Annotated in this window: 16 protein-coding genes; 9 read left to right on the top strand and 7 right to left on the bottom strand. The window is 56.9% G+C overall.

The annotated features are described in order from the left end of the window. Positions 1-90: 90 nt before the first annotated feature. From HY788_14960 to HY788_14975, 4 genes are read right to left on the bottom strand one after another with little or no spacing between them, the layout of a single operon-like run. Positions 91-1,719, bottom strand: coding sequence for an NAD+ synthase (locus HY788_14960; protein ID MBI4775447.1), 1,629 nt, complete (start codon positions 1,717-1,719; stop codon positions 91-93). A gap of 27 nt (positions 1,720-1,746) precedes the next feature. Continuing rightward, positions 1,747-4,068, bottom strand: coding sequence for an FAD-dependent oxidoreductase (locus tag HY788_14965; protein MBI4775448.1), 2,322 nt, complete (start codon positions 4,066-4,068; stop codon positions 1,747-1,749). Between the two features lie 21 nt (positions 4,069-4,089). After that, positions 4,090-5,721, bottom strand: coding sequence for a 4Fe-4S binding protein (locus HY788_14970; protein MBI4775449.1), 1,632 nt, complete (start codon positions 5,719-5,721; stop codon positions 4,090-4,092). After that, a complete protein-coding gene (locus tag HY788_14975; protein ID MBI4775450.1) occupies positions 5,688-6,830 on the bottom strand; it encodes a glutamate synthase in 1,143 nt (380 codons plus the stop codon). Before HY788_14975 ends, HY788_14970 begins: the two co-directional genes overlap by 34 nt. A 482-nt stretch (positions 6,831-7,312) precedes the next feature. Here HY788_14975 and HY788_14980 point away from each other — a divergent pair, with 482 nt between their 5' ends. Together HY788_14980 and HY788_14985 are read left to right on the top strand one after the other, a co-directional pair. Then, positions 7,313-8,872 (top strand): sigma 54-interacting transcriptional regulator, encoded by a 1,560-nt coding sequence (locus tag HY788_14980; protein MBI4775451.1) that lies wholly within the window; start codon positions 7,313-7,315, stop codon positions 8,870-8,872. Positions 8,873-8,904: 32 nt separating this feature from the next. Continuing rightward, entirely contained in the window at positions 8,905-9,216 is a 312-nt protein-coding gene (locus HY788_14985) for a hypothetical protein (GenBank protein ID MBI4775452.1), read from the top strand. A 621-nt stretch (positions 9,217-9,837) separates the two neighbouring features. Here the strand turns inward: HY788_14985 and HY788_14990 are convergent. From HY788_14990 to HY788_15000, 3 genes are all read right to left on the bottom strand, one after another. Then, positions 9,838-10,815, bottom strand: a complete 978-nt coding sequence (locus HY788_14990; protein ID MBI4775453.1) for an MBL fold metallo-hydrolase — start codon at positions 10,813-10,815, stop codon at positions 9,838-9,840. Positions 10,816-10,943: 128 nt separating this feature from the next. Beyond that, positions 10,944-11,948, bottom strand: coding sequence for an electron transfer flavoprotein subunit alpha/FixB family protein (locus HY788_14995; protein MBI4775454.1), 1,005 nt, complete (start codon positions 11,946-11,948; stop codon positions 10,944-10,946). A 13-nt stretch (positions 11,949-11,961) separates the two neighbouring features. Then, positions 11,962-12,738, bottom strand: coding sequence for an electron transfer flavoprotein subunit beta/FixA family protein (locus tag HY788_15000; protein ID MBI4775455.1), 777 nt, complete (start codon positions 12,736-12,738; stop codon positions 11,962-11,964). Positions 12,739-13,117: 379 nt separating this feature from the next. On the opposite strand from HY788_15000, the gene HY788_15005 reads away from it, so the two are divergent. The 7 genes from HY788_15005 (at position 13,118) to HY788_15035 (ending at position 23,485) form a co-directional block, all read left to right on the top strand. Continuing rightward, complete coding sequence (locus HY788_15005; protein ID MBI4775456.1) at positions 13,118-13,825, top strand: histidine phosphatase family protein; 708 nt, start codon at positions 13,118-13,120, stop codon at positions 13,823-13,825. Between the two features lie 27 nt (positions 13,826-13,852). Then, complete coding sequence (locus HY788_15010) at positions 13,853-15,058, top strand: acyl-CoA dehydrogenase family protein (GenBank protein ID MBI4775457.1); 1,206 nt, start codon at positions 13,853-13,855, stop codon at positions 15,056-15,058. 109 nt (positions 15,059-15,167) lie between these two features. Then, the gene (locus tag HY788_15015) at positions 15,168-15,944 is read left to right on the top strand and encodes a TetR/AcrR family transcriptional regulator (GenBank protein ID MBI4775458.1); all 777 of its coding nucleotides are present in this window, start codon (positions 15,168-15,170) and stop codon (positions 15,942-15,944) included. Continuing rightward, on the top strand, positions 15,886-16,953 hold the full coding sequence (locus tag HY788_15020; protein ID MBI4775459.1) for a phosphotransferase family protein: 1,068 nt from the start codon (positions 15,886-15,888) through the stop codon (positions 16,951-16,953). The genes HY788_15015 and HY788_15020 overlap by 59 nt, the downstream gene beginning before the upstream one ends. A 211-nt stretch (positions 16,954-17,164) precedes the next feature. Continuing rightward, positions 17,165-18,451, top strand: coding sequence for an acetyl-CoA C-acyltransferase (locus HY788_15025; protein ID MBI4775460.1), 1,287 nt, complete (start codon positions 17,165-17,167; stop codon positions 18,449-18,451). Between the two features lie 34 nt (positions 18,452-18,485). Then, a complete protein-coding gene (locus HY788_15030; protein ID MBI4775461.1) occupies positions 18,486-20,606 on the top strand; it encodes an enoyl-CoA hydratase/isomerase family protein in 2,121 nt (706 codons plus the stop codon). Positions 20,607-21,532: 926 nt separating this feature from the next. Next, complete coding sequence (locus HY788_15035; GenBank protein ID MBI4775462.1) at positions 21,533-23,485, top strand: thiamine pyrophosphate-binding protein; 1,953 nt, start codon at positions 21,533-21,535, stop codon at positions 23,483-23,485. Positions 23,486-23,695 lie beyond the last annotated feature (210 nt).

Below are 23,695 nucleotides of genomic sequence, written 5' to 3' on the forward strand. Positions count from 1 at the left end.
CTATAGGGCGCCCACGGTTGTTGCACTTGATTGTTTGAGGTCCTCGAACATGTTTTCGCCTTTACCGTCCCAAAAACAAGCCGTCGTATCTCAGTACACGGCCGGCAAACGGGCCAAGGGATATCGGCGGCCGTATCCAAACGCCCTCGTGGTCACCTTCAGTACGGGCGGCGCCTGCCATCGTTTATACTCACTCAAATCCATGGCTCTCAGCATCTCCCGCACGGTTTTCTCATCGTGTCCCCTTGCGACGATTTCCGCTAAACCCAGGTTCAGCTCCACGGCCGAGTACAGAATGCCGTCCAACACCTCGTATGGAGGCAGACTGTCCTGGTCTTGCTGATTCGGCCTGAGTTCCGCGCTGGGCGGCCTCGTCAGCACGCGTTGGGGGATCACGTCCCTTTCTTCGTTGATTCGCCTGCACAAATCGTAGCACAGGGTTTTAGGCACGTCGGCAATGACCGCCAAAGCTCCGCACATATCCCCATAGAGCGTGCAATAGCCCACCGACATTTCCGACTTGTTACCGGTGGACAGCAGCAACGAGCCGAATTTGTTGCTGAACGCCATCAGAATGTTGCCGCGAATACGGGCTTGAACGTTCTCTTCGGTTACATCCGCGATCAGCCCTTTGAAATAGGGAGCCAGCGTGCTCTCAAAGCATTCCATCAACGGGCCGATGGGTATCTCTTCGAATCGAATGCCCAAGTTCCGGGCCAGAGTCCGGGCGTCCTCTTTACTCATCTCCGACGTGTACGGTGAGGGCATGCCGACCCCAAGCACGTTTCCCGCTCCCAGCGCCCGAGCCGCAATGCACGCCACCAGGGACGAATCGACGCCGCCGCTCAGCCCGACAAGGGCCCTGCGAAAACCGCACTTCTGAACATAATCCCTGAGCCCCATTTCCAAGGCCTTAAGGACGGACGCCTCTTCATTATCGGACCGTTCCCGAATCTCCCCTCCGTCGGTATCACTGTCCCAGACAACGAGGTCGGACTCGAACTCCGCGGCCCTGGCCGTAAGAGTTCCCTCTCTGTCGAACGCCATGCTGACGCCGTCAAACAGCAGTTCGTCCATCCCACCCACCTGATTCAGGTAGAGGAAGGGCACTTTGTATTTTCGGGCCAGAGCGGCCAGCATACGCTCCCGGAAGGAGATCTTGCCTTTGTAATAAGGAGAGGCCGAGACGTTCACAAGGAGGTCAATTCCCCTTTGGCAGAGATCCTGGACGGGATCTTCCCTGTAAATGGGCCGCTTCCAAAAGTCTTTGTCGTTCCATACGTCCTCGCATACGGTGAACCCGATACGCAAGCCGTCGAGCTTGTAGATCAGCGGGGATCCGAACGGCTCGAAGTAACGCGTTTCATCGAACACATCGTAGGAAGGAAGCAGGTTCTTGCCGCCTTGAGCCACAAACCTACCGTCATCAACCAGGGCCAGCGCATTGATGTTCGGCTTTCCGGAACTCCTGGGATTCCGCGCCACGTATCCGATGAGAGCGGCGATCCCCCTGGTTTCGGGGATCAGGGCTTCCAGGGCCCGAAGGTTGGCCTCGACGAATGCGGTCCGTTCCAGCAAATCCCGCAACGGATATCCCACCAGACTCAACTCCGGAAACAGGACCAGCCGGCAACCCAGTTCGCGGGCGTCACGGATGCCCTCCCGGATCAATTCCGAATTCTTATCCAGATCCCCTACCACCGGGTCGGTCTGAACCATCGCGATACGCAAGACATGCCCTTTCAATCAGCCGGACAGCTCGTTTTCCCTCAAATGCCAAATTCCGCAGGGGCATGCAGCCACGCAGAAACCGCAGCCTATACACCTCTCCGCAATCACGGAAAGAATGGGTTCCCCCTTCTCCTCTTTCCGGTCGATGGCGGTCATGGGACAAATGGTCTGACAAATTCCACAGTCGCGGCAAGCGCCACACGATGCGCAAGAGCGGGCCTGAGACGTGAGATCTCCTTCGACCGCTTTGGCTTCGAAATAAAACGGTTTCACAAACGAGGTATCGACCTTTTCCTTTTTCGGCGCCACGTACTCCCGGCCTTTGGTCAAAGCGTCGATTTTTTCGGCGGCCACTCTCCCCATGCCGATGGCATCCGTTATCAGGCCGGGTTTTACCACGTCGCCGATGGCAAACACCTGAGGATCCGTGGTTTGAAACGTGTCGTCCACCAGGATGAAACCACGTTCCGTTTTAATCTTTTCCGGAATGAATTCCAAGACCGGAACGTCACCGATGGCCATGATTACCGTGTCCGCGGGCAGGCGATCCCCATCCGTAAACCATACTGCTTCCTTGTCGACTTTTTCCACAAATTTCGGCCAGATGAAGCGGGCGCCCGCCGCTTCCGCGGCCCTGCGTTCCTTGCCAAACGAAGCGGGCTCCTGGATGTCCGCCAATGCGATGCTCTCGGCCCCGTATCGTCCGGCTTGAGCGGCCGCGTCGCAGCCCACGTTTCCGGCGCCGATGACCACGACGCTCTTTCCGACATCGAGGAGGCCCCCGGACCTGGCTTTTCGAAGGAATTCAAGAGAATTCACGATCCGCTCTCCACCGGGGATGGGAAGAGTTCTTGGCGCATGGGCTCCCGTAGCAATTACGATGTATTCATACTGCTGTTTCATGCGGTCGAAGGACTCGGCCGTGACCTCGACACCCATCCTGAACTCGGCGATGACGCCATGCATACGATGCAACTCCGCGTCCAGGACGTCCTGCGGTATCCTTTCTTCGGGGATGACCAGGTGAATCTTCCCTCCGATGCTCTGCTCCCTGTCCACCACAGTGACCCTGTGTCCTTTAAGCGCCAACTGCCAGGCCACGGACAACCCTCCGGGCCCGCTTCCTATAACCGCAATCTCATGGCCGGTAGGCGGCTCGGTTGCGGGAGGAACGGCGTTTACACTGGCCTGCCCGAGCGTCGTTACATTTACCGGCTCCATGAGGTTTTCACCCCGAGTGCAGCTTTGCATGCACAGGTTCGGGCACAGGTAGCCGCAAACCGTGGCCGGCAGGGGGGTATAGTTGAGGGACAGGTCTAAAGCTTCCTGAACCTTGCCCTCTCGAATCAGGGCCCAGCGACGATGCACCGGAATCCCGCTCGGACAACTGAACTGGCAGGGCGGCATCGCCTTGGCATGGTCCCATGTAGGTCTGTATCGTCGAAGATCACCGGTTACGATCAGGGGGATCTGTCCGGCCTCTTCAACGAGATCGCCGATCATTCCCCCCTTCCCGAGCTCCGCTTCCCAGACCTGCCGCCGGAAATTAGCCATGGGGCGGCGCGCTTTCTCCTTCTTTTCGAAAGGCGTCCTCGCAACCAGTAGCCGCCATTCCCTTCGATTCAGCAAGGTTTCCGACAGGTCCGCACGGTGAATCTTCTGCAAGAACACGGGCAAGCGCGTTTCCAGCCATGTCCAGTGGTCTTCATCCACGTCAACGAGTTTAGCGTCGTGTTCGCTGAACGATGCCTGCCGCCCCCGGAAAAAGATCTTCCCGCCCACCATGCCCACGCAAGGCCGATATCCCAGCACATGCTCGGGATCGTGCGGTTCCACGCCGCATATAACCGCGATTCCGCCCGCCATGAATTCCGCAAAAGAGTCGCCGGCGGATCCCAATACCCATAACTCGGGCGAGTCGAAGCGCGGATTGTGTTTGGTCATGGTCATTCCGCGGGCGCCGATCTTTCCACCCACGTAGACACGACCCTGGGCCATGGCATTGGCCGTCCCATTGGTGGCGTTCCCGTGGACGGTGATTTCCGCGCCCACATTCAGCCAGCCGGTATCGTCCGACGCCGGGCCCATGCATTCAATGCGCGTATTCGGAAAACCCATGGAGCCAAGACGCTGCCCGGGATAGCCGGTAACCTGAAGATAGACCTCCTGATCTCCGGCCCGCCAGAGTCGCCCCCCGATGCCATGTTGGCCGTGGGCGGCCACTTGGAGCCGGCGCTCGCCGTTGTTCAGCGCTTCCTGAATTTCCTCCTCCAGGGCGCGGGTAGATATCCGCTCGCCTTCAATGAATCCCTTTATCACATAAAGCTCTTGCTTCACGATCTATTTACTTCCTCGGTGCTAGCAAACATAAGAGATCTTTAATCGTTCGGCCGCGTTTGCATCCGCGATACCCAAAGCGTCCGACATACCGATGGGCAGAGAGGTCGAACGACCGAGCGGAGCCACGATTTTCTTAAGCTCCGTATCAAAAGAGACAAACATATCGACCAGCCGTTCCGCCACATGTTCGGGATTCAGCCTCCGGTAAATTCGAGGATCCTGAGAGGTGATTCCCTTGGGACAAAGCCCGACATTGCAGATGTTGCAACGATCCCCCTCTGAACCCAGACAACCGGCCGAAGCCTGCATGACGACCTTGCCCACTTGAACCGCACTGGCGCCGAGCATGATCAAGGCAGCCGCATTGGACGCCGGATTGCCGCTTTTTCCGACCCCACCCGCCGCAAACAACGGCAGTTCGTTCTGCTTTCCGATGTGGGCCAGCGTCAAATAAGCGTCCCGGATGTTACTGGCGATGGGATGTCCCGTGGCGTTGAGAGACACATTATACGCCGCGCCCGTACCGCCGTCTTCTCCGTCCACGGCCAGACCGGCGGCGAACGTGTTCCTGGCCAGGTTGTTCAGCACGGCCAGGGTGGTCTTCGTAGCCGATATCTTCGGATAGACCGGTACTCGGAATCCCCAGGCCATATACATGGATTGGATCATCTTGGCCACGGATTCCTCGATCGAGTATTTGGTCTGATGCGTAGGCGGGCTGGGGAGGCTGACCCCCACGGGTACGCCTCTTATGGCTGAAATGAGCTTGTTCACTTTGTACCACATCAGCAATCCGCCATCGCCGGGTTTGGCGCCCTGCCCGTATTTGATCTCCACCGCGCACGGATCCTCTTTCATTTCAGGAATGGCGTGCAGAATCTCGTCCCAACCGAAATACCCGCTCGCAATCTGCAGAATCATGTACTTCAGGAATCGCGATCTCAGGAAACGGGGCGGAACCCCGCCTTCGCCGCTGGCCATACGCACCGGCATACCGAGCTCTTCGTTGAGATACGCGATGCCCATCTGCAGGCCTTCCCACATCGTGGGGGACAGGGCTCCGAACGACATGCTGCCGATGATCAGCGGATAGATCTCCCGGACAGGAAGGCTCCATCCGTGCTCTTCCACATGAGAAAGCATGTCTTCCGGCGGCAGGATACGGCCCAGGAGGGTCCTCAGTTCAAATTCGTGACGCCCCGCATCCAGAGCCGGGTCCGTCAGCATCGATATGCGGGTGAACTTGATCTGGTCCAGCAGTGTGCCGGGCGAGTTACGCCGGCCGCCCCGCTTCCTGGGCTCACCGCCCTGATCGATGTGAAACCGCAACTTGTCCATTTCATCGGACCGAAGAGGATAGATCGCGCGATTGGGACAAACCAGATCGCACATGGCGCATCCGATGCATGCCCGAGCCACCTCGGTCTGCTGTTTGATCCCGTAATAGATGGTATACACATTGGAGGCCGCGCTTCTGTCGTTGACGTCCACGTTTACGATTCTTTTTCGGAAGACGCCCATCTCGATGGCCCGTACGGGGCATACCGAAGTACACCGTCCGCAGAGGGTGCACTTCTCCTTATCCCAGTAGATCTGCCAAGGCAGATCCTTAACGCTCAGGCTGCTCGGGTTAATGTATATCGATCCCATTGGCTCCAAAGCCGCATCTCCTTTCCATCCTCGCCAACCGTGACCATGTCCGCGCCCATGGGCTGTATGTCCCTGGTCTTATCGCGATTCGGAACCATATACTCCAGACCGCACATCTCCGAGGAGAACACGAACCGGCCCGGCCGCCCTCCGCATACGCCCGGACGCAGCTTTTTGCTGTCCTGCACCATGAGCAGCGTATGATCCGGCAGACATCCGATGACGCAATTGGGCCCGTCAATGATCAGGGGGCGCATCACGTGTTTCAGTTTGCGCAGTTCCTCCCCATCCGGATGAGCGCTCAACGATTCGTCCTTCAAAGGCGTTATGACGTGCTTGTACGTTTCCAGATTCAGCCCCAACCGCCTGTGCACGTAATGGAGAATATGAGTAAACACCTCTGAGTCGGATTCGTATCCCACATATCCGGGAACTCTTCTGGATGAGAGGAATTCCCGGATCGGACCAAACGCCGTGTTCTCCCCGTTGGTCATCGTGGCGTAACCTTGGACAAAAAACGGATGGCAGGCGTATAAGGTAATGGCGTAGTTGGTATTCTGGCGGCCCTGCGCCAGAATGATCCTGGCGGACAGGCCCTCCCGATCCAACCCGAGGTACCGCGCCACCTCCACCGGATCGCCAATTTCTTTGATCATGACCGCGTCCGGCCAAAAAGAGTACGCGATGATGGATTCGTCCGCTAAGCCCATTTCCCGGAGGGCCAGGCGGATCTCGATGTATCGGTCCTGACGCTCCTGTTCCGTCAGCACATCCCATTCCAGGTTTTTGGGCGTATCGTACACGCGAACCAGGTACATTTCCCGTTTGGGCGTAAAGGGGGACAATGAAGCGCCCCTTTCGAACGAAACCTGGTGCAAAGGCGTGAAACCCTTTTCGGACATGCACTGGTCCACCTTCTCGAGACCCCGTGACGTGACGATTCCGGACAGGATCGGCAAGTTCTTGTATCTCTCGAGTTCGCCTCCCAGACCGGTCATGAACAACCCGACGCCCGAACCGTCGTGACCTTCTTTCATGACGTTTAGAGCGTCGACGGCTCTCATGGGAGATAACGGCGCATCGGACGTAACAGCAAACAAGCGACACATTTTACACTCCGTTATATTTCTCGCGGCAGCCGGGACCGGCATTCACTGCGCGGCGGCAACGGCTTCCGTCTTTCCATCATAGCCAGGATCATACGAAAACGTTCAAAAAAAATGGAGAGCCGGTGATACAGGCTCCCCTTCTACCCATATGTTTGAATTCCTAACTCATCTCGGCCATAATTACAAACTCACAGGCAAAACGAAGGCGCTCCTGTATCGCTCTGGGGCAAGAGGAAAGCCGGATGAGGGGCGTACGCGGGAGCCGTTTTCATTGAAACAGATTCGTTTCCACGGACCCTGATGCCTCTCTGTTCCGAGTATGCGCTACATATGAGCAATTAATATGCCATTGCGGTTGATGGGGAGTAAGCAAACCATTTCAACCAATTAGCCCATTAAAGGCTCCGGACCGCCAAACAGTGAAGAAACATTTTTGTATCGCTTCTTTACTTCGATACATTTTTGTAGTAGAGTTCGTCCTTATGGAATATGAATTGAACCAAGAATCGTTTCGCAAAGAAGAACTGGAAACCCTGTATCGCGTGGCCCGAGCCATCAATACCTCGGAAGACCTCGAGTCTTGCTTCCGACACGTGTTGGATCTGCTCAAACAAGGAATGGGCCTCGAGCGGGGCATGATCTCCGTGCTCCGGAGGGATCTCGACGAAGTCCATCTGGTGGTGGGGCACGGATTGAGTCCGGACGCGCAGTTCCGCGGTCGCTATTTGTTGGGCGAGGGGGTCACCGGCCGCGTGGCAAAAACCGGCCGCCCCATGGCTTTCTATGACCTGGACAAGGAACCGCTTTTCCTGGACCGGACCGGAGCGCGCCGGACCGTCGATCGTACCGAACTGGCCTTCATCTGCGTACCCATTGTATACGAAGACAATGTGGTCGGAGTGCTTTCCACCGACAAACTATCGAGATTGGTAGCCGATCTGGGGGCCGAAGTCCGCTTCCTCTCGGCCGTGGCTGAACTCATTGCCCGAAAAGTGTTCACACGGTCCGTGGTGGAAGAAAACGCTCGACTCAAAGAATTGTTTTCTCAAACGCGGCCTCTGGACGGCAATATGATCGGCAATTCCAAGCGCATGAAGGAAATCAACGTTCTTATCAGCCAGGTGGCCGACAGTCGCGCCACGGTTCTGATCAGCGGAGAGACCGGAACCGGCAAGGAACTCGTCGCCGAAACCATCCACAATCTCAGTTCGAGAAGGGACGGCCCGTTCGTAAAGGTAAACTGCGCCGCTCTGCCGGACAGCCTGATCGAAAGCGAGCTTTTCGGGCATACCAAGGGAGCATTTACCGGTGCGGTCTCGTCCAATCCCGGACGTTTCGAACTCGCCGAAGGGGGCACGATCTTTCTCGACGAAGTGGGAGAACTCTCCCCTCTGGCTCAAGCCAAAGTGCTTCGAGTGCTTCAGGAAGGAGAAATCCAACGGGTGGGCTCGTCGAAGACGATCAAGGTGGACGTCCGCGTTATCGCCGCCACCAATCAGGATCTGATGGTGCTTATGGAGCAGGGCCGGTTCCGATCGGATCTCTATTATCGTCTTAACGTGTTTCCCATCATGGCCCCTGCCCTGAGGGAACGCGGCGCCGACATCCTTTTGCTGGCCGACTATTTCGCGGAAAAGTACGCCGGCAACATGGGCAAGAACATACACCGGATTTCAACCTCGGCCATCGATCTCCTTACCACCTACCGCTGGCCGGGCAATGTGCGGGAGTTGGAGAACTGCATGGAACGGGCGGTGCTTCTGGCTAGAGGAGACGTCATCGAGGCGCAGCACCTTCCCCCTACGCTGCAGGTTAAGTCGGGTTCCGAGCATGATGTCCCCAGAGGCGAATTGAAACAATTGGTGGCCGCTTACGAGATGGAACTGATTACGGACGCATTGAAAGCATGCAATGGTAATCAGACCAAAGCGGCCGAGTCGCTGGGCACCACCAAGCGGATCATTCAGTACAAAATCTCCAAATACAATATCCCCTATTCCCGGTTCCGTTATGCGGAGCCATCCGAACGTGCGGTAGCCTGAACATCGATACGGAGTATGATCGGAGCACGACAATGAGTCAGTTTCCCGAACTCACGGCAGAACAGTTGGAAAAGATACGCGCTTTGGAGAAGGAACTGGGGGATGTGTGTTTACTCGCCGTGCGGCGGGCTGAAGCCATGTACGCGGTTGAAGTCAAGATCGATAAGAATCACTGGAAGCCTGTTGACGAGGTGTATTCAGAGATCCAGGGCATCCGGTCTTATTATTTGTCCAGAGACGACGCCAAAAAGGCGAAAGACAGCCTGAAAAGCCTGATTATGAGCAAGGCGGGTCAACAATTGGAGAAACGCCCCATCCGCGTGCAGAAGCTGTCCGAAGGGTAGCGGATGGCGGGGTCCCGATCCGGGAGCCTCCTCCGGGCCGCTTACCGTGTTTAGGAGGAGGCGGAGCGGGAAAGAGTTCCGCTAGGTAAGGATGCAGGATCTGCGTTCTTTCTGTTGCGGCCGCTCCAGGGTGATCGAGCCCCATTCAGGAGCTTTGCGCCTGCACATTCTGATCTGTTACATCTTGACACAGCGACGTTCCGGATCCGTCACGTCTCCGAAGCGATGGGCAATACAACCAGGACCGCAGTTCCCTGTTCCGGCCGGCTCTCCAATGAAACCGCCCTTCCGACAGGTCTCAGATATCCCGGTCTCTTCTGTTGGGGCAGGATCACGCCGTAGAGGTGGTCTAAAAAGGAAAAGCTCTGGTATCTGTTCAGAGGGCATTTGGGGGTGCAGGCTCAAAGACTTCCCCCACGCGGCAATTACCCTGTGGGCGCCTCCCGCAGGGGTGGCGCCGAGCTGAGAAGTTTTTAAAGGAGGGTACGGGAGGAAAACTTTTTCAAAAGTTTTCCTCCCGTGAACACTTACAAGCTCTGTTTTCGCATGAACGGTCGGGGCTCCGGAAGAACTCCGGCGAAACGGCCGGCATGGGATTCCGAGGCAGCGTGCGAAGGTTCTCTACAAGGAAGAACCGAGTTTGTAGGTGATGGTTGGGGTTCCCGTTTCTCTGACGACCCGCCCTTCCTCCTCGAGGAATCTCAGGTGGGAAATGGCCTCGCCGGTGGCGAACCATTTCTGCGCTACGGGGAACTGCTCCCACGAGTCGCAGGCAATATCCCACGTCATGTAGGAAGCTGCTCCATAGGCGTTTTTCGGTCCCCGGGCAAGGATCTCCATGACCTCCTCGACGCGATTCCGATGATGTTCTTTCAACTCCAGGATGCGCCCCCTGCAGTCCGTGAAACGCCTCCTGTGGCCGGGCAATACCAGATCTACTTCCATCTCTTGGACTCTCTCGAGGCTCGACAGGTAGTTTTTCAAGGGGTTCTCGTGGTCCCACCAGCACTGGATGTTGGGAGTGATGTCGTGAAGGATATGGTCCCCTGAAAACAGGATCCTCTTATCCTGCTCATACAGACAAATATGACCCCTGGTGTGGCCGGGCGTCTGTATGCACAGGAGCAGGTAGCCTCCGGCACGGATCGTGTCGCCGTCGTCCAGGAACGTCAGCTCGGGGATGAATTCAGGGCCGTATTTGATGCCGGGATGATTGCTGATGAGAGACCGAAGCCCGTCTTCAGGAAACCCGTTCATGGCCGCGTAGGTTATGATAGGCTCCCAGTCTCCCAGATTCTGCATGGCTTCCGCGTCGGGCCGATTGAAGTAGATCCTGGAGGTATCGGACGCCAGTTTCGCGGCAAGTCCGAAATGATCCGCATGAAGGTGCGTGATGAGAAGATCGGTCCTCTGAAGATCCACGTCGAGCTCCTTGAGGCCTCGCGTCATGGCGTCCAAACATTCCGGCCGATTGAAGCCCGTATCGATCACCAGATTCCTTTCCGGATCCAGTATGACATACGAATTCGTGAACTTGAGTGGGCTTTCCGGGAGAGGGATTTCCATGCGAAACAGGTTCTCACGTATCGGCTCGATCATGAAAACGCTCCTTTCAGGTCGGTTGGGTCGACGTACATAGAGTACGTCGCAGTGACGAGGGATGAAGAGCAACACCGTAAATCGCGTTTTTCAACGGCCTGTAACAACCCGGCCGTTTCAACGGGCTGTCAAGACGCTGTGGGAATGCATTCATTCCTGACTTGTTTTTCATACCGATCGATCAGGACCGGGATGAAGGATGTCAGATCTTCGACAATACAGACATCGGCGAACTTGAAAATCGCCGCGTACGGATCTTTGTTTATGGCAACAACGAATTCCGATTCTCTCATCCCCACAATGTGTTGCGATGCTCCGGATATGCCGCAAGCAATGTAGAGCTTTGGCTTTACGGTGGCCCCGGTGAGACCCACCTGCTGTTTGTGCTCCATCCATCCTGCGTCTACTACCCACCTGGAGCCGGCGACAGCGGATTTGGGGAACAGGGCCGCCAATCGTTTCACCAGTTCAATATTTTCCCTCTTGCCGATCCCCTTCCCGGCCGCCACAATGACATCGGCATCCGCCAATGCGGTATTCCGATCTTTGGACCTTTTAATACCCACTGTGCGCGAGGACGAAGGGGGGATCGATACGGATCGGAGTTCGACGGCGCCGGGCGCGTTCGCCCCAAATGGAAATCCGGAGAAGGATCCCGGCTGCACCGTAAGTACAGTGGTTTCAACACATGGGGTGACCTCGGCGAGGAGCTTTCCGCCATGGATCGATCGGGTGAGAAGGACCCGACTCGGATCGCCGCCGACGTGTTCTATTCCCGTAACACATGCCGCCCCGAGCGTCACTGAGAGGCCGGGAGCGAATTCCATGCCTTCGAGGGTATGACCGACACACACGTAGGACGGAGCAAGATCGGCAAGAACTCCTTTCAGAGCGCTTTTCCAATGTTCGCCATTGTAGTCGCGGAGCGCCGGATTTTCGATTCCAAGGACGGAAACGCCGTACATCCCGGCCGTTTCATGCGCCAGGCCGGCGATGTCGCGCCCGAGGATCACCGCCGTTATTCGGCCGGACAGGAGACGCCGGAGTATCGAGGCGCAGGCCATCAAATCCCTTGTGACGGGCCTGAGTTTACCTTCATGATGCTCGACAACCACCACGACGTTCCGGCTCATGATTTCAAGACCTTCAAAGAAGCGCTTTTCCGCGCAGGAAATTCAGGAGTTCGACGGCTTTTTGTTCTCCTGTCCCCTGCAGGATCGTTCCGGAGCGCGATTTTCGGGGAGGGTGCAGGCGCAAGACAACGTCACGGGGTGCAGGCTGCTCGAACGATCCCGCATCCACGATCTCCAGTTCCTGGTTCTTTGCGCGCAGAATGTTCGACAGCGAGGGATACCGCGGCTTGCCGACGCCGATCTGTACCGCCACCACGGCCGGTAACTCGAGTTCCGCCTCGATTCGCATCCCGCCCTCCACTTCCTTTTCCACGTAGACCCGTTTCTTCTCGATGGATGGGTCCAGAACGACGGCTGCTATGGCGCAGGGACGGGAGAGCATTTCCGCAATGATCGGTCCCACCTGGGCATGCATGCCGTCCTCCGTCATCATGCCGGTGACAATGAGGTCGTAGGACGCCTTCCGTGCATACGAGGCGATCCGGCAGGCGACGGTGAAAGGGCTCGGTTCCGCTTCCCCGGTCGTGGAGATGTGGATACCCCGGTCCGCTCCCATGCCCAGTGCTTTCCTCAGGGCATCAGCGGCCCGGTTCGGACCCACGGAAACAACGTCGACGGTGGTTGCCGGGATGGTATCTTTGAGACGGAGACATTCCTCAACGGCAAACAGGTCGAATGGGTTCACCTTGGTGGGAGTCGTCCCTCCGGGCGTGATCGCGTGCGCACGCGTATCCCTAGGGACGGCGGCTTCAAAGTCAAGAATCTGTTTGACACACGCGAGTAGTTTCATGGTTCGCCAAGAGACCTGGGGAGCGATGAAGGAAGATGGAATTCATCGGGCCGGCAGATGTGTTAAATTGTATCCCCGTGTCGGATCCCGATCAAGAAAAAAAGCGAACGTTCGGTAGAAATTTCTTGACGTCGATCAACACATCTTATTATATAGTGATCCAACGTATCGAACATTCGAACGGATGTCCAACCCCGTTTCCTTCTGAACGCTCAAACACGACCGGATATTCGCCGGGGCATCGATCCTCCGGCATGACTGGCTTCTCGATGAGAAACACCTTGCGAAACGCAAGAATGTGGCATAAAAACGTATATACATTCTAATGTAAACACTTCAGAGAAAACGCGGCAGCCGACACTTTCCACAGTGGGCACTCATGAGCCTGATTTATCTGATTCGACACGGCCAGGCATCCTTCGGACACGAGAACTACGATCGTCTCTCCGAACTGGGCCGTAAGCAATCCCAAATCCTCGGCGATTATTTCGCCCGGTCAGGGGTGGTCTTCGACGCCGTGTACGCCGGATCCCTCCAACGGCAACAGGCGACCGCACGGAACGTCATGGCCAGGATCTCTACCGGCAACGGAAAACCGCCTTTTCACATCCGTCCCGAATTCAACGAACACGATACCTTTTCCATCATCCGGGCCCAGGCTCCCGCCATGATTCGGGAAGACGCTTCCCTGTCTCCGGCGTTCGAATCGGTGTTCACGGACCCTCGTTCCTTTCAGAAAATTCAGGAAACGGCCATGCTTCGCTGGATGTCCGGAATGTCCGATATACCGGGGGTGGAGACGTGGGAGTCCTTTACCCGACGGGTTCAATCAGGAATCACCCAAGTGATGGCGGAGAACGGGCGACGTAAATCCATTGCGATTTTCACTTCGGGAGGCGCCATCTGCGCCGTCATGCGCATGGTCCTGGGACTCTCGAATGAAATCACCATCACACTCGCCAGGAGTATCCGCAACACGTCGGTGTCTCTCGTTCAATACAACGACCAACGTCTAGGTCTTTCCTTTTTCAATTCGTCAGCCCATCTCGAACTGCACAATCAACCGGAACTGCTCACGTACGGATAGAAGCCGACACACCAAAAGGAACACATCATGGACTTTGCCATATCGGAAAAAATGCAGGTCATCATCGATATGATGAACGAGTTCGTGGAAAAGGAACTCATACCTATGGAGCCGGCGTTCCTGACCCGACCGTTCTCCGAACTGCTGCCCGAACTCGAGGAAAAGCGTCGAATGGTCCGCAAGATGGAGTTATGGGCCCCTCCCCACCCTCGTGAATATGGAGGCATGGGACTCGATGTCGTGGAATTCGGTCTGGCTTCCGAGGTCCTGGGAAGGTGTCCGCTGGCGCATTATGTCTTTGGGTGCCAGTTTCCGGACGCCGGCAACAACGAGATTCTGCACACCTACGGCACTCAAGAACAGAAAGAACTCTATCTCCGGCCGGTGGTTGAAGGAAAAATCAGAGGCTGCTTTTCCATGACGGAAGTGGATACGCCGGGTTCAAACCCGGTCATGCTGAAAACCACGGCGGTCAAGGACGGCGCGGACTACGTGATCAACGGACAGAAATGGTATACCACGGCGGCGGACGGCGCCGCCTTCGCCATTGTCATGGCCGTCACCAACCCGGATGCGCCCCCTCACTACCGTGCAAGCATGATCATCGTCCCCACCGATACGCCGGGTTTCAATCTGGTACGAAATATTCCGGTCATGGGCCATGCCGGTTCCGATTGGGCCAGTCACGCGGAGATACTCTACCAGTCGTGCAGAGTACCGCAAACCAACCTTCTGGGTCAGGAAGGGCACGGATTTGTCATTGCTCAGCAACGACTCGGCCCGGGCAGAATTCACCACTGTATGCGCTGGATCGCCATCTGCAATCGCGCCTTCGACCTGATGTGCTCTCGGGCTCTGACGAGACCTATCGGCCCGGATGAAACCCTGAGCAACAAACAGATCGTCCAATCCTGGATCGCCGACAGTGCGGCCGGTATTAAGGCGGCCAGGCTGCTGGTCCTCCATGCAGCCTGGAAGATGCAAAACAAGGGAGTTAAAGAGGCCCGCGAGGAAATCTCGTTGATCAAATTCTTCGTGGCCAACGTGCTGCAACAAGTCGTTGATCGGGCTCTTCAGGTGCACGGCGGCCTCGGCATGACCGACGACACGATACTGGCCTATTTTTTCCGGCACGAGCGCGCCGCCCGTATCCTGGACGGGGCGGATGAAGTCCATCAGATGTCGGTGGCCAGACGGATCCTTCGCGAATACGCGGGCAAGCGGCTAAGTTGACGTCGCAGGGATATGCATTTGACCCGGTCGGGAACTCCAAGACCGGGGAAAAGCGCTGCCGGGGCCGGGGAATGCACGGATTCCGGCGGAGGAGGAGCGTTAGTACGACATGACTTTTTCGGATTTTCAGGAACTCGTGAACCTTTCCAGGCAAGAGATCTACCAGGAGACGTATGCCGAGAACAGGGAAACGATCCGGATAAAAAAAGAAAAGACCATTGTCAAGAACCTGGCGCATATCCTGGACGCCGCTCTCAGGATCAGCAATCTGAAAGGGTTCCAGGCCATGAGCATGAGGGACCTCAGCCGGGAAACCGGAATGAGTACGGGTTCGCTCTATGCCTACTTTTCCAGCAAGGAAGAGTTGGCTGAAATTCTGCAGAGCACCGGCAGAGCCATCACTCTGAGGCTTCTAAGAGAACTTTCCGAAGAGGAAAGCACGCCAAGAGCGAAGTTGCGTGCAGCCATACGCACACACGTGTATTTGAGCGAAGTCATGCGTCCGTGGTTTTATTTTTCGTACATGGAGGCCAGGAACCTGAGCAAAGAGGAAAGGAAAAAGGCTATTTCAAGCGAGTTGGACACGGAGAAAGTGTTCTCGGACATCATCAGTCTGGGACAGGAAGAAGGCGTGTTCGTCCGGCGCGACAGCCGACTGGCGGCCGGCATGATCAAAGCGATGGTGCAGGATTGGTATCTCAAGAGATGGAAGTACGCTCGCAGAGACGTCTCCGTGGATCGGTTCGCAGATTTTGTCATTGACGCCGTAGAAGCGATCTGTCTGAAAAGAGACCAGGTCGATCCGAACATGGAAGAGGAACAGGAGCATGAGCTTCACCGACACAGCGACACTCATGAGAACGGGAGAAGAACTGGATGCCTCTAAGATCGAGGCATTCTTGAAGGATTGCATACCCGGCCTCGATGGATCCATTACAGTGCGGCAGTTTCCCAGCGGACACTCCAACCTTACCTATCTCCTCGCCGTGGGAAACAGGGAACTGGTGCTTCGACGGCCGCCCTTCGGCACCAAGGCGGCCACGGCTCACGACATGGGGCGGGAGTATCGGATTCTGAACGCGTTGCATTCGACGTTTCCATATTGCCCGACTCCCCTTGCCTACACCGATGACCCGTCCGTCATGGGATCGCCTTTCTACGTAATGGAACGATTGCGCGGCATCGTCCTTCGGAAGGATCTCCCACCGGGCCTCGCGTTTTCCCCCGAACAGGCGCGGGAGCTGTCCGAGAACTTCCTCAGGGTGTTGGTGGAGCTTCACTCCATCGATTATAAAAGCGTTGGGCTGGAAAGCTTCGGTAAACCCCAAGGGTACGTAAAAAGGCAAGTGGAAGGGTGGGTCAAGCGATACCGGGCCGCCCGAACTCCGGATGCTCCGGAGCAGGAAGACATCATGGAGTGGTTATTGGAAAAAATGCCTCCCGACTCGGACCGACCTGGAATCGTCCATAATGACTACCGGCTGGATAATGTTGTACTGGACGAACAAGATCCCACGAAAATTGTCGGTGTCCTGGACTGGGAGATGGCTACGATCGGGGATCCGCTCCTGGATTTCGGCAATTCGCTCTGCTACTGGATCCGGCACGACGATCCGGAGGAGTTGCATGTAGCGCGTCTGGTGCCGACGAACATGAAAGGTGTGCCCACGCGGGAAGAAGTGGTTCGGTTCTACGAGCAGAATTCCGGACGTAGCATCGCCAATTGCGATTTCTATTCCTGCTTCGGACTGTTCCGTCTGGGCGCCATCTTCCAGCAGATCTACTACCGCTACTACCACGGAGAGACGCAAGACGAGCGATTCAAGAGTCTCATCGGGGGAGTGAAGGCTCTGGAGTGGGCCACCCGCAGGGTTGTCGAGCGGTCGGAGCTTTAGGAGATAAGCACGGTCGGGCGCGTCCGGTTTCCCGAACGCGGTGTTCGGCGGCATATAGTCCGGGGTTCCTTCAAATCGGACCCTACGTTCTTACGGTCCGTACGGCCGCCCGGTATGGTCGACCATGCTGTGACGTAGGTGATTCCGGCAACTTCGCCTGTCGGGCGACTGGATCGGAGACAGGCTAAACCATTTATAGGAGGAGTAGATAATGTCCTTAAGACGTGTAGCCGTTATTGCAGGGTATCGCACCCCTTTTGTCCGCGTGGGTACCGACTTTGTGGAGATGACGGCGATAGACCTAGCCAAGAATGCGATGGCCGAACTGGTGAACCGGACGGAGATACCTCTTAAAGAGATTGACGAGGTCGCCATGGGAATCTCGGTCCCGAAACCGAGCACCGGCAACCTGGCCCGCATTGCCGCATTGGGTATCGGCATTCCGAAGAACGTTCACTGCTATCACATGCAGCTCGCTTGTGCCTCGAGCATCCTCACTTCGGCCACCGTGGCCATGAGTATCGCCACGGGTCAAGCCGACGTGGGCATCGCCGGGGGCGCCGAAAGCCTGAGCGACATGCCGATCATGGTCGGAGAACCGGTTCGTAAGGCCGTCATGGCCGCCCAAGCCAAGAAAACCGTAGAGGAACAATTCATGACCATCGGTTCGGTGCCGCTCATGCATTTCATTCCCCAGCCGCCACCGCTTCAGGAGGCTTATACGGGTCTCACCATGGGCGAGCATACCGAATTGATGGTTCAGGAATGGGGCGTTACTCGGGAAGAGCAGGACGATTATGCTTTCCGGACACACAAGCTGGCGGGAGAAGCCATAGCGGACGGCCGGATTCCCCTTGAGGTGGCTCCGGTGATCGCTCCTCCCAATTTCGTACCGGTGACCAAAGACAATCTTGTACGGCCCAATCCGGATCGCGCCAAAATGGCCATGCTTCCCCCTGCGTTCGACAAGGTGGTGGGAACCATTACGGCCGCCAACTCCAGCCCACTCACGGACGGTGCGGCAGTCGTCTTGCTGATGGCGGAAGAAAAGGCGAAGGCCCTGGGGTATACGCCTATAGCGTTCATCAAGTCCTTCGGATTCTCGGGAGTCGACCTGGATGTGGGCATGTTGTTCGGACCGGCCTACAGTACGCCCAGGGCCCTGAAAAACGCGGGACTCAAGCTGTCCGATATTGATTTGGTCGAGATGCACGAGGCGTTCGCGGGCCAGGTATTGTGCAATCTCAAGGCGTTCACGGCCAAAGATTGGCTCGAGAAAAACGTAGGTCTGAGTGAACCCATCGGAGAGGTGAATATGGATCGATTCAACATGATGGGTGGATCCATTTCTCTGGGTCATCCTTTCGGCGCAACGGGGGCGCGCATGATCACGACGTGCGCGAATCAACTGCCCCGGGTGGGCGGAACATACGGTTTGCTGACCGCCTGCGCTGCAAACGGTACGGGCGGGGCCATGATGTTGGAACGAGCGAGTTGAACAAGGGCATAGGAATAGACGGAGGAGAAACCGTATGAGCGATCAGAGAATCATCACAATGGAAAAAGACGGGCAAGGTGTTGCGGTGCTGAATTACGACGTGCCGGGCGCACCTATGAATACGCTGAACGGTCAGGCCGAGAAGGAATTGCTGGATTGCGTCGAGAAAATATCCTCGGATCCTGAAATAAAGGTAGCCGTTCTTTTCGGAAAACCGACTAATTTTCTGGCCGGCGCGGATATCACCATGATCCGTGGTGTTACGGAAGAAGAACAGGCCTACCAGATGTCACGGCGGACCCAGGCCGCCTTCGAGAAGATCGAGAAGTTGGGAAAACCGATCATCGCGGCCATCCACGGCCCGGCCCTGGGAGGCGGACTCGAACTCGCCATGGCGTGCCACTACCGTATAGTGACCAAGTCTCCCAAGACCATCCTGGGGCTGCCCGAGGTGAAACTGGGGCTCCTGCCCGGAGGAGGAGGCACCCAGAGGTTGCCCAGGTTGGTGCCGCTCCAGGAAGCAATGGACGCCATTCTAACCGGAAAGAACATCGCCGCCGACGAGGCGGTAAGCCTTGGGCTGGCGGACGAAATCGTCTTGCCTTATCAACTCAAGGAAAAGGCCATGGAACGGGCCCGGCAGATCGCGAAGGGCGTGTTTTCCATCCAGCGGAAACGGCTGGCTTTGCCCCCGGCAAAGATGATGCCGGCCCTGTACGAGCAAGCCAAAGGCACGATCCTCAAGAAGACCAAAGGCGTGCTGCCCGCGCCTCTGGAGATTCTAGAGAGCGTGTACATGGGCATTACGCAAGGCCTGGAAGCGGGCTATGAAGAGGAAGCGAAGCGGTTTGGAAAGCTGGCGGTATCCAAGGAGGCCTCTTCCCTGATCCATCTGTTCTTTGCGGACACGGCGGCAAAAAAGGACATGGGCGCCGCAAAAGGGGTCAAACCGGCGCCGGTCAAGAAGATCGGAGTCCTGGGAGCCGGCATTATGGGGCACGGCATAGCAGCCGTCAAGGCGGACGCCGACTATATGGTCCGAATGAAAGACCGCGACCTGCAAGCCGCGGGACTAGGACTCAAGGCGGCTTCCAAAGTGCTCCAAGGCAAATGGATGAACCGGCCCCGGGGCGAATTCGAGTACAGGCGTCGTTTCGACCTGATCAGCGTGACGGACGATTACAGCGGATTCAAGGCCATCGATATGTGCATCGAGGCCGTCTTCGAGGACGTTGGTTTGAAGCACCGGATCATCAAAGATGTGGAAGCTGTAATGCCCGAGAGAGCGATATTTGCCTCGAACACCTCGGCCATTCCCATTACCCGCCTGGCCGAGGCTTCCGTACGCAAGGAGAACTTCCTCGGAATGCACTATTTCTCGCCGGTTCACCTCATGCCCTTGATCGAGATCATCGCGACCAAGCACACGTCCAAACAAGCTCTGGCGACGGCGTACGATCTATGCGTGAAGTGCAAGAAGACCCCGATCATTGTGAACGACGGGGTCGGCTTCTACACTTCCCGGGTCATTTCCCGCTACCTCCAGGAAGCCATGTTCATGCTGGACGAAGGGGCTAAAATCGAGGACATCGATCAGACGGCGGTCAAAACGGGCTTTCCCGTCGGTCCCGTTATTGTCAGCGACGAAGTGGGATTGGACACCGCTGTAAAGGTGGGGAAAGTACTTGAGGAAGTGTTTTCGAACCGCTTCACCCCCTCGGCCATCTTGAGCAAGGTGGTGGGGGATGGAAGATACGGGCGGAAAAACGAGAAGGGATTCTACGAATACAAGGCTGGCAAGAAGATCGGCCCCGATGCGACGGTCTACGACTTCACGGAGGCCGGACGAAGCCGGACTGCCGTGACTCCCAAAGAGATTGCCGACCGGCTCTTGCTGGCCTTCTGCCTCGAGTCCACTCTCTGCCTCGAGGAAAACGTCCTCCGCAATCCGCGAGACGGTGATGTGGGAGGCGTCATGGGAATCGGCTTCCCCGCCAATCTAGGCGGTCCTTTCCATTACATGGACGCCAGGGGCATCCAGGATGTGGTGGACAGCCTCGGTCGCCTCGAGGAGCGATTCGGAGCTCGATTCGCGGTACCGCAGAGCCTGAAAGACATGACGTCTGCAGGGAAAAAGTTCTTCCCGGAGGAATAACAAAGTGCGCGGTGGAGCGCTGCAAACCGGCGGCGTTCGTCCGTAGAGGCCCCCCCTCACACTCCCCTCTCCCCCGCCGGGGGAGAGGGAATCAGTTCTGTGATCCGGCGGCTAGGATGGTTCTATCTCCTCTGTTTTCGAGATGGATAATCTCCCTCTCACTTTAGAAGAGGGCCGGTATGAGGGATCTGTCGGCGCGCCCGGCGCACCTCGCATTGGCGAGCGCAAGTTGGGTTGAGAATCGAAACTGAACAAGTGCGGTTAAAACAGCATGCCCACTCCTTTTGGGGAGGTGATGTCTATGGTCTGAAGTCCTTCGTTGCTCCTTCGTGACATCTCTCGCGCGTTTTGAAGACGTATGGGCGAAAAACAGCAAGGCTGCCATATGAAACCGCTCACGGAAGCAGTAGCTTGACGGGGCTTTGAATTTGGAGCCGAGACGGTTGCTCCCAAGGCGCCGCTACCCCGGCCCAGAGGATTCTCCGGGGATGTGTTTGTTTCATTCCCTGATCGGGTACCTCTGAATCCGGTTAGAGGCAGGCCTTGGGAAGACACGCCGGGATTGGATAAGAGATGGAAACGAGTACCCCCCTCTTTGTTACCCTTCAAGCGACTGACCGATCGCCGCACGAAAAGAATGCGGGAATAAGGACGCCGGATTGCGCCGGCTCTCTGAAACGCCATGACCGGAACCAATTCTTTGTTGAGCAAAAGAACCAAGAGAAATCGAAAGTGCAAAGCGGCCGACACGACATGGAGAAGAAGCCGAACGTTGTGAGGACCCAAGCCTCACGGATACGGCCCGGTTCAACTTGTCGGGTCGTGGGCCGACTACGGCGTTGTGGGGTCGCGGACTTTCGAAGGATGAAGTGTCCGTTTTTCTGGCCCACTAAAATCCTGACTTACTAAACAAAGTAGGAGGGCACATGGGATCGTTAGTATGGGGACCGCAGATCTTGGTGCGGGCATTGATGGAGGAAGGCATCCACGTCAATTTCGGCATCACCGGCGGTCATATGAACAGTTTCGACGACTACTGGTGTATGTATGGGAACCGTCTAGTCCACTGCCGCCACGAGGCCTCCGCGGGTTACGCAGCGGAGGCGTACGCCAAGGTGACGGGCAAGATCGGACTCGTTCAAGCTACGGTGGGGCCCGGCACGGCCAACCTGGTTCCTGCGGTGAACCAGGCGGCGTTGAGCAACACGCCTATGATCTGTATGTTGGGTCAGACCATCCTTTCCGACAAGGAACGGTATGCTTTTCAACATCTGGACGGTACTTCCATATACAAGGTGTTCTGCAAATGGGCCAAGTTCGTGGACGATCCATCCACGTTCTCGTACTGGATTCGGAAAGCGGCCCGGGAATGCACGGCCTATCCTCCCTCCCCCGTCGCGCTCGAGATCGCTCTTAATTTCATCGAGTTCGCGCCGCAGGCCTTGATGGATCCGGCTTTTCAGGTGAACTATCGACCGGAGATGAGGCATCGCAGCCCGGAGGCATTGCCCCAGCCGGCGCCCAGCGACAGCGAGATCGACAGCATCGTCGGATGGCTTCTGGAAGCGGAGCGGCCTCTGGTGGTGGTCGGGCACGGGGGAAGATGGCCGGACTGCGGAGCGGCCCTGAAAGAATTCACGGAACTTACCAACATCCCCATTCATCAACGGCGGGCCTGTCGGGGGAGCGTACCCGAGAATCATCCCCACCACGTGGCCGGAGAGGCGCGCGGCAAGGCTTTCGCTATGGCGGACCGTTATCTTACCATGGGTCTGCGCTTCGACATTCTCGAGCAATTCGGCCAATGGGGGCCGGATAAACGGTTCGTGCAGGTTACGGAAGAACCGATGGAGATCTGGCCCGAAATCGCCACGGACATCGAGGCCATCGGGAATGTCAACGCCACGTTGAAGAAATTGAACCAGGTCATACGGGCGAAGTATCGCGACCGCTTCGCATCGAAGACCGCCTGGCGGGATCAGATCCTGGAAATGAAGAAACAGGCGGACCAGAAGATGCGCAAGCGTGTGGAGGAATCGAAGGGTAAGTACACTCTGCCCAGGCAGATCAACCCGGACGTGGCTTCCACCATGATTTCGGATTACCTCCATCGGGCGGCGCCGGAAAGCACCATCGTCCTGGATTCCTTTACCTTTTCTCCGTACATGAGCGAGAAATTCGAATCCCGGGTCACGGGAGGCGTTCTGGATGCGGGCATTCAGGGAGGTATCGGCCATGGAGTGGGCATGGGAATCGGGGCTCAAGTAGGCCGTCCCGGCAAACCCATCGTGGTCTTCCTGGGCGACGCGGGCATCGGCGCTCTGGGCGGGGATATCGAAACGGCCCGGAGAGAGAACCTTCCCGTCGTTTACGTGGTTCACAACAACGGCGCCTGGATCGGCGGATGGAACGCCATGTACGGTCGAGACTGGCACGGGGCCCAGAACCCCCATGCGCGCGATACGGACCGGGGTATGGGAACCCTGGAAGGACGCATCCCCTACGCGGAAATGTACAAGCTGATGGATTGCCATGGCGAAACGGTAACCACGTACGATGAAATCGTTCCCGCCATGGAAAGGGCGCTGCAATCGGGGAAAACGGCGGTGGTGGACATCCAGGGAGACCCGGATTCCTACCATACCCTGTGGGATCGGGCGACTTACGAGAACCTGTTCTTCGTGATGCTGCACCATATACCCGAAGACCTGTGGACCGGGATGGACAGCTTCAAGGAACGAACTCGGACCATCTTCCAGGCATTGGGATACGAGAAATGGCCCAAAACGCCGAGACTGTTTCCGCCCTTTGACGAAAAAGAGGATTTCGAGTGGCTGATCGGTCCTCCGCCCAAGTTTTTCAAAAAGGAAACCGCCTGAGAAGAATGGGACCCGTACGAAATTCCATAAAATGCTCCTTAGCGACGAGAGGAGGTTATACACATGCCCAAATTCAAATGCCCGAGTTGCGGCCTTGAACAAGACGTGCCCTTTGGCGGCTGGCATTGGGAAGGCGCAGAGCCAGGCAAGCAACATTTCACTCACCGCGGCTACCTGGTTCCGGATCCCAAGGACCCCCTGCGGCTTGTA

The organism is Deltaproteobacteria bacterium (assembly GCA_016208165.1).
Taxonomy (GTDB): Bacteria; Desulfobacterota; Desulfarculia; order JACQYL01; family JACQYL01; genus JACQYL01.

What these genes read in the sequence shown, in the direction of transcription:
- HY788_14975 (MBI4775450.1), bottom strand. Translation starts at nt 6,830, where the DNA reads ATGTGTCGCTTGTTTGCTGTTACGTCCGATGCGCCGTTATCTCCCATG.
- HY788_14960 (MBI4775447.1), bottom strand. Translation starts at nt 1,719, where the DNA reads ATGGTTCAGACCGACCCGGTGGTAGGGGATCTGGATAAGAATTCGGAA.
- HY788_14990 (MBI4775453.1), bottom strand. Translation starts at nt 10,815, where the DNA reads ATGATCGAGCCGATACGTGAGAACCTGTTTCGCATGGAAATCCCTCTC.
- HY788_15035 (MBI4775462.1), top strand. Translation starts at nt 21,533, where the DNA reads ATGGGATCGTTAGTATGGGGACCGCAGATCTTGGTGCGGGCATTGATG.
- HY788_15000 (MBI4775455.1), bottom strand. Translation starts at nt 12,738, where the DNA reads ATGAAACTACTCGCGTGTGTCAAACAGATTCTTGACTTTGAAGCCGCC.
- HY788_14980 (MBI4775451.1), top strand. Translation starts at nt 7,313, where the DNA reads ATGGAATATGAATTGAACCAAGAATCGTTTCGCAAAGAAGAACTGGAA.
- HY788_15005 (MBI4775456.1), top strand. Translation starts at nt 13,118, where the DNA reads ATGAGCCTGATTTATCTGATTCGACACGGCCAGGCATCCTTCGGACAC.
- HY788_14970 (MBI4775449.1), bottom strand. Translation starts at nt 5,721, where the DNA reads ATGGGATCGATATACATTAACCCGAGCAGCCTGAGCGTTAAGGATCTG.
- HY788_15015 (MBI4775458.1), top strand. Translation starts at nt 15,168, where the DNA reads ATGACTTTTTCGGATTTTCAGGAACTCGTGAACCTTTCCAGGCAAGAG.
- HY788_15010 (MBI4775457.1), top strand. Translation starts at nt 13,853, where the DNA reads ATGGACTTTGCCATATCGGAAAAAATGCAGGTCATCATCGATATGATG.
- HY788_15020 (MBI4775459.1), top strand. Translation starts at nt 15,886, where the DNA reads ATGAGCTTCACCGACACAGCGACACTCATGAGAACGGGAGAAGAACTG.
- HY788_14995 (MBI4775454.1), bottom strand. Translation starts at nt 11,948, where the DNA reads ATGAGCCGGAACGTCGTGGTGGTTGTCGAGCATCATGAAGGTAAACTC.
- HY788_15025 (MBI4775460.1), top strand. Translation starts at nt 17,165, where the DNA reads ATGTCCTTAAGACGTGTAGCCGTTATTGCAGGGTATCGCACCCCTTTT.
- HY788_15030 (MBI4775461.1), top strand. Translation starts at nt 18,486, where the DNA reads ATGAGCGATCAGAGAATCATCACAATGGAAAAAGACGGGCAAGGTGTT.
- HY788_14985 (MBI4775452.1), top strand. Translation starts at nt 8,905, where the DNA reads ATGAGTCAGTTTCCCGAACTCACGGCAGAACAGTTGGAAAAGATACGC.